The sequence below is a fragment of the Moraxella sp. CTOTU47618 genome (assembly GCF_032017425.1).
GTDB classification, from domain to species: domain Bacteria; phylum Pseudomonadota; class Gammaproteobacteria; order Pseudomonadales; family Moraxellaceae; genus Faucicola; species Faucicola tetraodonis.
Map to the genome: position 1 here is coordinate 1 of NZ_DALZPW010000018.1, position 8,491 is coordinate 8,491.

10 protein-coding genes are annotated in these 8,491 nt (G+C 44.3%); 3 read left to right on the top strand and 7 right to left on the bottom strand.

Annotated features, from left to right (window positions below):
• Positions 1-38: 38 nt before the first annotated feature.
• A complete protein-coding gene (locus RTS09_RS10480) occupies positions 39-233 on the top strand; it encodes a hypothetical protein (protein ID WP_312536857.1) in 195 nt (64 codons plus the stop codon).
• A gap of 10 nt (positions 234-243) precedes the next feature.
• Here the strand turns inward: RTS09_RS10480 and RTS09_RS10485 are convergent, their stop codons facing one another.
• The 3 genes from RTS09_RS10485 to gspE form a co-directional block, all read right to left on the bottom strand.
• Positions 244-444 carry a hypothetical protein gene (locus RTS09_RS10485; protein WP_065253323.1) on the bottom strand — a complete coding sequence of 67 codons (201 nt, stop codon included), beginning with the start codon at positions 442-444 and terminating at the stop codon, positions 244-246.
• Positions 434-691 carry a BrnT family toxin gene (locus tag RTS09_RS10555; protein ID WP_083106327.1) on the bottom strand — a complete coding sequence of 86 codons (258 nt, stop codon included), beginning with the start codon at positions 689-691 and terminating at the stop codon, positions 434-436. The genes RTS09_RS10485 and RTS09_RS10555 overlap by 11 nt, the downstream gene beginning before the upstream one ends.
• A gap of 66 nt (positions 692-757) precedes the next feature.
• On the bottom strand, positions 758-2,263 hold the full coding sequence (gene gspE, locus RTS09_RS10490; protein ID WP_172823582.1) for a type II secretion system ATPase GspE: 1,506 nt from the start codon (positions 2,261-2,263) through the stop codon (positions 758-760).
• 173 nt (positions 2,264-2,436) lie between these two features.
• Here gspE and RTS09_RS10495 point away from each other — a divergent pair, with 173 nt between their 5' ends.
• Together RTS09_RS10495 and RTS09_RS10500 are read left to right on the top strand one after the other, a co-directional pair.
• On the top strand, positions 2,437-3,288 hold the full coding sequence (locus RTS09_RS10495; protein ID WP_312536860.1) for a thiazole synthase: 852 nt from the start codon (positions 2,437-2,439) through the stop codon (positions 3,286-3,288).
• A gap of 28 nt (positions 3,289-3,316) precedes the next feature.
• A complete protein-coding gene (locus tag RTS09_RS10500; RefSeq protein WP_312536863.1) occupies positions 3,317-4,675 on the top strand; it encodes a WS/DGAT/MGAT family O-acyltransferase in 1,359 nt (452 codons plus the stop codon).
• Between the two features lie 72 nt (positions 4,676-4,747).
• On the opposite strand, the gene RTS09_RS10505 is transcribed toward RTS09_RS10500, so the two are convergent.
• The 4 genes from RTS09_RS10505 to RTS09_RS10520 all read right to left on the bottom strand — a co-directional run bounded on the left by RTS09_RS10505 (position 4,748) and on the right by RTS09_RS10520 (position 8,222).
• Positions 4,748-5,476, bottom strand: a complete 729-nt coding sequence (locus tag RTS09_RS10505; protein WP_312536867.1) for an amino acid ABC transporter ATP-binding protein — start codon at positions 5,474-5,476, stop codon at positions 4,748-4,750.
• A 115-nt stretch (positions 5,477-5,591) separates the two neighbouring features.
• A complete protein-coding gene (locus tag RTS09_RS10510) occupies positions 5,592-6,263 on the bottom strand; it encodes an ABC transporter permease subunit (RefSeq protein ID WP_007116978.1) in 672 nt (223 codons plus the stop codon).
• Positions 6,260-7,006, bottom strand: a complete 747-nt coding sequence (locus RTS09_RS10515) for an amino acid ABC transporter permease (protein WP_040404072.1) — start codon at positions 7,004-7,006, stop codon at positions 6,260-6,262. Before RTS09_RS10515 ends, RTS09_RS10510 begins: the two co-directional genes overlap by 4 nt.
• A gap of 136 nt (positions 7,007-7,142) precedes the next feature.
• The gene (locus RTS09_RS10520) at positions 7,143-8,222 is read right to left on the bottom strand and encodes a glutamate/aspartate ABC transporter substrate-binding protein (RefSeq protein WP_128680003.1); all 1,080 of its coding nucleotides are present in this window, start codon (positions 8,220-8,222) and stop codon (positions 7,143-7,145) included.
• Positions 8,223-8,491 lie beyond the last annotated feature (269 nt).

The following is an 8,491-nucleotide window of genomic DNA, read 5'->3' on the forward strand; positions in this document are numbered from 1 at the left end:
CAAGTTAATATATTTAATGAAATATATTATTTTTATTTATGAATACAGGTTCTTATAATGACCCAGTGATTTATCCGAATGTTGCTAAATCACTGGTCGTTGAATTAAATAATTTGGCAGACTATTTTGCGAAAAATAACCGTAAGCAATATATCACTCCCTGTCAGAAAATCGAAAACTTTATCCGTTTGTCAATTGAAAAAATGCAAGTTATTCATTGCATCAGTGACTAAAACACATAATTTAAACAGTAGATTGTGTGTGAATTTTCATCGCCATTACTTGGCGAATCATTTCACTGATATGTTTTTTAGTATCATCATCTTGGGTTGCAAGCCAATCACTCACATCTTTATCCAGCAAATGCTGTTGTTCTCGCAACCGATTAAGATGAGAAATTTGTGTCGCTCTTTGAGCATTTGAGAAATCGTATTCAGTTTGCATATTGTTTTTCCTCGTTTTTGGTTGCTTTTCGTGCAGATATTAACCGAATCATATCATCATTATCCACATAGCAATAGACAACAACTAATAAGCGATTTGCCATTCCTAATAATACAAATCTTGGTTCATCGTGGTCAACATCTTCACGTACTAGCGCATTCGGGTCAAGTAATGCAATTTTTGCTTCATCAAAGCTTATACCGTGTTTTATTAAGTTGCTATCAGCCTTACTGGGATCGAAGGTTATTTATATCACTTAACTACCTATCAATTTTAACTTTATTCTGGTTGATGACGATTTCATTATACTTTTTTAAAACGCTGTTTCTTTCGTCACCCGCAGCACTTCTTCCAGCGTGGTTTTCCCTGCCAATACTTTTTTGAGTCCATCGGCACGAATTGACGGTGTCTTACTCCGCGCATACGCTTCTAACTCAAACTCGGCCGTTTGGCTATGAATCAGTTGTCGCAGTTTGTCATCGACAGGCACCACTTCATAAATCGCGGTACGTCCCCGAAATCCTGATTGATTGCACTTCTCGCAGCCCACAGGTTTTGGCAGTTTAATCTCTCCGACTTCGCCTATTTCAGTAAAAATCTGCGTTTGATAGGCATCGGCAAGCGCCCATGTATGGCAATGCGCACACAAAGTACGCACTAGTCGCTGTGCCACCACGCCAATGAGGCTCGATGACAATAAAAACGGCTCAACCCCCATATCTTGTAGCCGCGTCACCGCACCAATCGCCGTATTGGTATGCAGGGTTGAGAGTACCAAATGACCTGTGAGCGACGCTTGCACCGCAATTTCCGCGGTCTCTAAATCGCGAATCTCCCCCACCATCACCACATCAGGGTCTTGGCGTAGCATGGCTCGCAAACTACGCGCAAAGGTCATATCCACTTTATTATTAACTTGGGTTTGCCCGATACCATCTAGCTGAAATTCAATGGGGTCTTCAGCGGTCAAAATATTACGAGTATTATCGTTCAAATCCGTTAAAGCCGCGTACAGCGTCGTGGTTTTTCCCGAACCTGTCGGACCTGTGACAAGAATAATGCCATGCGGGCGATGGATTAAGCGTTTAAGCTCGCTATAATCATTGTCTGACAAACCCAAATAGGTCATATTTAATCGACCCGCCTGTTTATCCAACAGCCGCATCACCACTCGCTCACCAAAATTTGATGGCAATGTCGATACCCGCACATCCACTTCTCGCCCAGCCAGACGTAATGAGATGCGTCCATCCTGCGGTACCCGTTTTTCAGCGATATCCAGTTTTGCCATCACCTTGATACGGGACACCAGTAGCGGTGATAGTTCCCGTTTTGGACTGACGATTTCTTTAAGCACCCCATCCACCCGAAAGCGCACCGATAGCCGTTTTTCAAAGGTTTCGATATGGATATCTGAGGCGTTTAGGCGGATGGCTTCAGACAGCAGCGCATTGATTAGCCGAATGATGGGCGCGTCATCTTCTTGGTCCATCAAGTCTTCCGTCTCAGGGACACTGTCAGCGAGACTCATCAAATCGGGATGGTCTTCAAGCCCAGCGGCAATATGCTGAGATTCCCCTGTGTTACCTGCATAGACAGCGGCTAACTGCTTTTCAAAATCGTCACTTTGCGCCATGGCAAAATTCAATGGCAGTGGCACCCCTGCTTGACTGGCAAAACGGTTGGCTTCGTTGATGGCTTCCATGGGGGTATCCGCCGTCATCAACAAGGTCGGCGGGGCAGTTAAATCTTGCGAGTATTGCAACAGCAGTTGATGACGTTTGGCAAAACTATAGGGCAAGGCAATCGGATTTAGCATAGGGATTATCGAATGAAATAAGGCAAGAAAAGATGCGTTCCATTGTAGCTTATCAACAGGACAAATCCTACTAAGGCGCACAAAAAGACCCTGAGACAAGCTATATTTTGTTATACTAAAGCATTTTTTACTGATTGATAACCATGACAATCAAACTCTAAAAAGGGATGACAATGACCCAAACCACTTCAACTCAAAATCCTGCAATCCAAAATTCTTCAAGCCAAAATACGCTGACCGACCCAAACGACTTCCTACACATTGGTTCGCGCACGTTTACCTCTCGTTTGCTCGTCGGTACTGGCAAATATACAGATTTGGCACAAACAGGCGAAGCCATCGCTGCCAGCGGTGCGCAAATCGTCACTGTCGCCATTCGACGCGTGAATATCGGGCAGAAGAAAGATGAACCCAATCTACTTGATGTGATTTCTCCCGAAAAATACACCATTTTACCTAACACCGCTGGCTGTTTTGACGCGGCTAGCGCCGTTCGTACCTGTCAATTAGCGCGTGAATTGTTGGATGGGCATAACCTAGTCAAACTTGAAGTATTAGGCGATGAAAAAAACTTGTATCCCAACGTCATCGAAACCGTAAAAGCGGCTAAAACGTTGATTGATGATGGCTTTGATGTGATGGTGTACACCTCAGATGACCCGATTGTTGCCAAAGAACTAGAGAGTATGGGCTGTGTGGCGATTATGCCTTTGGGCAGTTTGATTGGCTCAGGTCTAGGGCTATTAAATCGTCATACCTTAAGTCTCATCATCGAGCAAACCCAAGTGCCTGTTTTGGTGGATGCAGGCGTGGGTACGGCCAGTGATGCTGCCATTGCCTTAGAATTGGGCTGTGATGGTGTGCTGATGAACACCGCGATTGCCCATGCACAAAACCCTGTATTGATGGCGTCTGCCATGAAACACGCGGTGATAGCTGGACGTGAGGCTTTCTTGGCGGGTCGTATGCCAGCGCGTTATATGGCACAAGCTAGCTCGCCACAGACTGGCTATTTTTTCCGCTAATTTATTATTTCATACTTAAGGACATCGCATGCGTCTGCTCACCGCCATTGACCAGTTATTTATCTTACTTGAAAATCGCAATCAGCCGATGCACATTGGTGGGCTGTTCTTGTTTGAGATTCCCGATGGCGCAAGCGATACCTTTGTCAGTGATTTGGTGCAGCAGATGGTCATGCAAAAGACGCCGCCGAGTTTTCCGTTTAACCAAGTGTTATATCATTTAGCATGGTGGAAAACCGATGAAAACTTTGAAGTCGACCATCATTTTCGCCATATCGCCCTGCCCAAACCGGCACGCATCCGTGAGCTATTGACTTATGTATCCCAAGAGCACAGCAAATTACTCAACCGTGCCAAACCGATGTGGGAATGTCACATCATCGAGGGGATTGAAGGCAATCGTTTTGCGTTGTATTTTAAGATTCACCATTCTATGGTCGATGGGATAGCGGCGATTCGTTTGGTCAAAAAATCGCTATCAGAATCGCCAACCGAGCGGATTAGCTTGCCAATTTGGTCGCTAATGACCCGTCATCGTCATCAACTCGATGCGTTGATACCAGAAGATAAATCCCTTCTGCGTGTCGTCAAAGAGCAAGCGCTGGCTATCCCACCTGCCATCAAAGCCTTAGGTAAAAATGTGGTAGAGCGATTTGACAAAGACTACATTACCACCACCCAAGCGCCAGATAGCCCCCTCAACCAACCGGTATCAAGCTCACGGCGTATCTCTGCCCAATCTTATGAGCTTATTCGTTTTCAAACCATCGCCAAACATTACGCCGTGACCGTCAATGATGTGATTTTGGCGATTTGCTCAGGCGCGTTACGCCGTTATTTGCTCGATATCAATGGCTTACCCAAAAAACCCTTGATTGCCTTTGTACCCTTATCACTGCGCGATGACAACGATAGCGCAAGCCAACACGTTGGCAATCAAATTACCTTTATTTTAGCCAATCTTGCCACTCACCTTGCCGACCCTGTTGCCCGGTTAAAGACGATTAATGGCAGCACCAAAAATAGTAAAAAACGCTTTTCACGGATGAAGCAAGCCTCGTCGATTATTTATAGTGGGGTTGCTTATAGCCGTTCAGGGTTGCAGGTACTTACGGGTCTGTTTCCCGATTATCGCGGTTTTAACTTGATTATCTCAAATGTACCAGGCTCGCATCAGCCATTGTATTGGCAAGGGGCAAAATTGCAGGCGCTGTATCCTGCTTCGATTGTGCTCAATGACCAAGCGATGAATATCACCTTGTGTACTTACGTGGATAAAATCGAGTTTTGTATCGTCACCTGTAGCCAAATATTGCCCCATAGCCAACGATTACTCGCCTATATGGAAGAGGAACTCAAGCAATTTGAATCGCTCATCAGCAATTAGGCTAATGCAAACTTTGACAATAAAAAACGGCAGTGACTGCCGTTTTTTATTGAAATAAACTTTATCTTATCTTTAGTGATTTAAGATTTTTGACAAGAAATCTTTCGCACGCTCGCTACGCGCGCCGGCAAAGAATTCTTCACGGCTGCAGTTTTCAACGATATGACCTTGATCCATAAAGATAATACGGTTGGCGACTTGGCGCGCAAAGCCCATTTCGTGGGTCACACACATCATGGTCATGCCCTCATTAGCAAGCTCAATCATCACCTCAAGCACCTCTTGAATCATCTCAGGGTCAAGTGCGGAAGTTGGCTCATCAAACAGCATTGCAATCGGGTCCATACTGAGCGCACGTGCAATTGCTACCCGTTGCTGCTGACCGCCTGACAACTCGGCAGGGTATTTTTTGGCATGCGCTAACAAGCCCACGCGGTCAAGATAACCCAAGCCTTTTTTCTGCGCTTCAGACTGACTACGACCCAGTACTTTGATTTGTGCCAAGGTCAAGTTTTCTAAGATGGATAAATGCGGAAACAGTTCAAAATGCTGAAATACCATCCCTACCCGGCTACGTAGTTTTGGCAAGTCGGTTTCTTTGGCGCCGACCGACATGCCATCAATCAAGATTTCACCTTGTTGAAAGGCTTCAAGCCCATTGACGGTTTTGATTAAAGTTGATTTGCCGCTACCTGATGGACCACAGATGACGGTCACATCGCCTTTGTGCACATGCGCGGTACAGTCGGTCAATACTTGAAAGTCGCCATACCATTTACTGATTTTGTTGACATTAATCATGATATCGGGACTGGCGTGTCCACTGTTTGATACCAAGCCACCAAATTCGTTGAGCCAGGTGGTTTCATCAATTTTAGTAACTACTGACATGTTATTTTCCTTTATTCAATATTGATTAAGCCATGCGAAAGCGTTTGCGTAGGTGGTTGACAGCGGTCGATGCGGTTAGACTGACCACAAAATAAAACGCCCCTGCCAGCAAGATATAGGGGGTTAGTAACCCCATCAAGTCACCGCGCACGTATGAGGCTCGGAAGAAATCCACCAAGCCAATCGCAAACACCAAGGTGGTATCTTGGAACAAAATAATCGACTGCTGTAGAAGTAGCGGAAACATCTTGCGAAACGCTTGTGGCAAAATAATAAAGCGCATGGTCTGACCATAAGTCATACCCAAGGCTTTAGCAGCATTGACCTGTCCTTTGCCAATTGATTGGATACCCGCACGTACAATCTCAGAAAAATACGCGGCTTCAAACACCATAAATGCCACCACGCACGAAGTAAACGCGGTATCCAACGTCAAATACGTGCCCGTCACCAAGTTGTACACCATCGGCACAGCAAAATAAAACCAAAGCAATACCAACAGTAGCGGCACTGAACGGAAAAAGTTGACATACAGCTTGGCAGGCACGGCTAAAATACGAATGCCCGACAACCGCATCAAGGCTAAAATCGTACCCAGCGCCAAACCGCCAATGATAGCTAAAAATAACACTTTGAAGGTGATCCATAAGCCACCCATCAACCCTGGCATTGCGGCTTGTAATTCCATCATATTCATGCGCCACCCCCATCGATTTGACCTTTGATGCGTAATTTTTTCTCAAGCCAAGTCATAAAATAAATCAACACCAAATTAAACAATAAATAAATAATCGTGGTAAAGGTATATACTTCGATATTGTTTTGGGTATATTCACTGATAGTTTTGGTTTGGCTAATCAGCTCAGTAACCCCGACCAATGAAGCGACCGAGGCATTCTTAAAACAGTTGGTAAGCTCAGAGCTCATCGGTGGTAAAATCACCCGAAACGCCTGTGGCAAGACGATATGGCGATACGTCTGTGGCAAGGTGAACCCGAGCGCATAGGCAGCATTGGTCTGCCCTTTTGGCAATGATTCAATACCTGTACGCACTTGCTCAACAATACGCGCCGCAGTAAATAACCCAAGACCAATACTTGCCGAAATCACCGCCGAGGTATTTGGGTCTAACTCTTGAAACCACCATTTTTGTAAGGCAGGTGTCAGCCAAGTAGGTGCCACATAAAACCAGAAGAATAACTGTATTAATAGCGGAATGTTACGAAAAAAACTCACATAAGCCGTACCAATCGCTCTAGCAGTTTTATTTGGTAAAGTACGCATAATACCTAAAATCGTACCGATAATTAAGGCAATCAGCCAGCCACTCCCACCAATGACCAACAGCCATTTAAAGCCTGTCAATAGCCACTGCCAGTAGACTTCGTTGCCTACACCTGTTGGTTGCAGCAACACGCCCCAATTCCAACTATAATTCATTGCCACCCCCAAAATCCTGTCTAGCAAATTGATTTACCCAAAAACTAAAACTGACGTAACCACAATTGATAGGTGATGACGTCAGTTTTATGTTGGATAGTAACCTTCCTAACCTAGTTTGTTGTTATCACATCAACTAAGGTTTTGTTGCACTTGCAATTGCATTGCTTGCAGATGCCACAGCGGTTGCCACATTACTAGCGCCCGTTGCTACTGCATTGACGGTAGCAGATGCGGCTGCATTAGCAACATCTTTTGGTTGCGCGCCATCATGTGGGTTTGCTAACAAGGCTTTTAAGTTGTCAGACATTTGGAAGTTCATGTTGATGTTTTTTGGTGGAATCGGTGACATGAACCATTTTTTGTAGATGTCGTTGATTTCACCTGATGAATAAGTCGCAACCAACGCATCATCGACTACTTTTTTAAATTCACTATCGTCTTTACGCATCATACAGCCGTAAATTTCATACGATTGTGGGGTACCAACAATGACCCATTTGTTTGGATCTTTGGCTTTGGCTTTTTCACCCGCAAGCAGTACGTCATCCATCATGAAGGCTGCCGCACGACCGCTTTCTAACATCAAGAAAGATTCGCCGTGGTCTTTGGCAGAAACGATGTTAATGCCCATTTTTTTGTCATCGTTGAGTTTTTTGATAAAACGCTCAGAGGTGGTACCTGCGGTAGTCACTAAGGTTTTGCCTTTTAAATCCGCAAAATCTTTGATGCCTGAATCTTTAGCGGTTAATAAGCGAGTACCAATCTCAAAGAAACCGTTTGAGAAAGCCACTTGTTTTTGGCGTTCTTCATTGTTGGTGGTTGAACCACACTCTAAGTCAACCGTACCATTTTGTACCAATGGGATACGAGTTTGTGAGGTTACTAGGTTGTAACGCACTTTAAGGTCTGGCATATTCAATTGTTTTTTGACTGCGTCAACAATTTTTAATTGGAGGTCATGGGCATAACCCACAGGTTGGTTGGGCGTACCTGCGATATAAGAAAATGGAATTGAGGAATCACGGTAACCTAGTACGATTTCCCCTGATTTTTTAATTTTATCGAGCGTTTTTTCACCAGTAGCCGCTGCCGCTGGTTGGCTACCTTCAGTCCCTGCCGCTTTGTTGTCGCTGGCTTTGTTACAACCTGCAAGACCTAATGCCATAATAGCAACAGTTGCTAAGGCGATTGGCTTTTTAGAGATTAAAATCATCCTATGATCCTTATCGTATGATACGTTCTTAGTTAATCTTTTCGCTGTGTGGCATTCAATGCCAAATCGAGTAAAAAGACTCCCCCCATCTCTTTATGCTTATCCTTCCCTGTCCTTCATCATCTCTCATTGCACCTATTAAAATTTGGCAAAACCTTGCACAATGACTGATAAAAAATAGTTTAGGATACTCAAAAGATTTAAAATGTGTGTTTATATAGTAAAAGAAATTAAAAACTACCACAAATCCACATAAAGTAGAAGAATAG

What these genes read in the sequence shown, in the direction of transcription:
- RTS09_RS10510 (WP_007116978.1), bottom strand. Translation starts at nt 6,263, where the DNA reads ATGAATATGATGGAATTACAAGCCGCAATGCCAGGGTTGATGGGTGGC.
- RTS09_RS10500 (WP_312536863.1), top strand. Translation starts at nt 3,317, where the DNA reads ATGCGTCTGCTCACCGCCATTGACCAGTTATTTATCTTACTTGAAAAT.
- RTS09_RS10480 (WP_312536857.1), top strand. Translation starts at nt 39, where the DNA reads ATGAATACAGGTTCTTATAATGACCCAGTGATTTATCCGAATGTTGCT.
- gspE (WP_172823582.1), bottom strand. Translation starts at nt 2,263, where the DNA reads ATGCTAAATCCGATTGCCTTGCCCTATAGTTTTGCCAAACGTCATCAA.
- RTS09_RS10505 (WP_312536867.1), bottom strand. Translation starts at nt 5,476, where the DNA reads ATGATTAATGTCAACAAAATCAGTAAATGGTATGGCGACTTTCAAGTA.
- RTS09_RS10485 (WP_065253323.1), bottom strand. Translation starts at nt 444, where the DNA reads ATGCAAACTGAATACGATTTCTCAAATGCTCAAAGAGCGACACAAATT.
- RTS09_RS10520 (WP_128680003.1), bottom strand. Translation starts at nt 8,222, where the DNA reads ATGATTTTAATCTCTAAAAAGCCAATCGCCTTAGCAACTGTTGCTATT.
- RTS09_RS10495 (WP_312536860.1), top strand. Translation starts at nt 2,437, where the DNA reads ATGACCCAAACCACTTCAACTCAAAATCCTGCAATCCAAAATTCTTCA.
- RTS09_RS10515 (WP_040404072.1), bottom strand. Translation starts at nt 7,006, where the DNA reads ATGAATTATAGTTGGAATTGGGGCGTGTTGCTGCAACCAACAGGTGTA.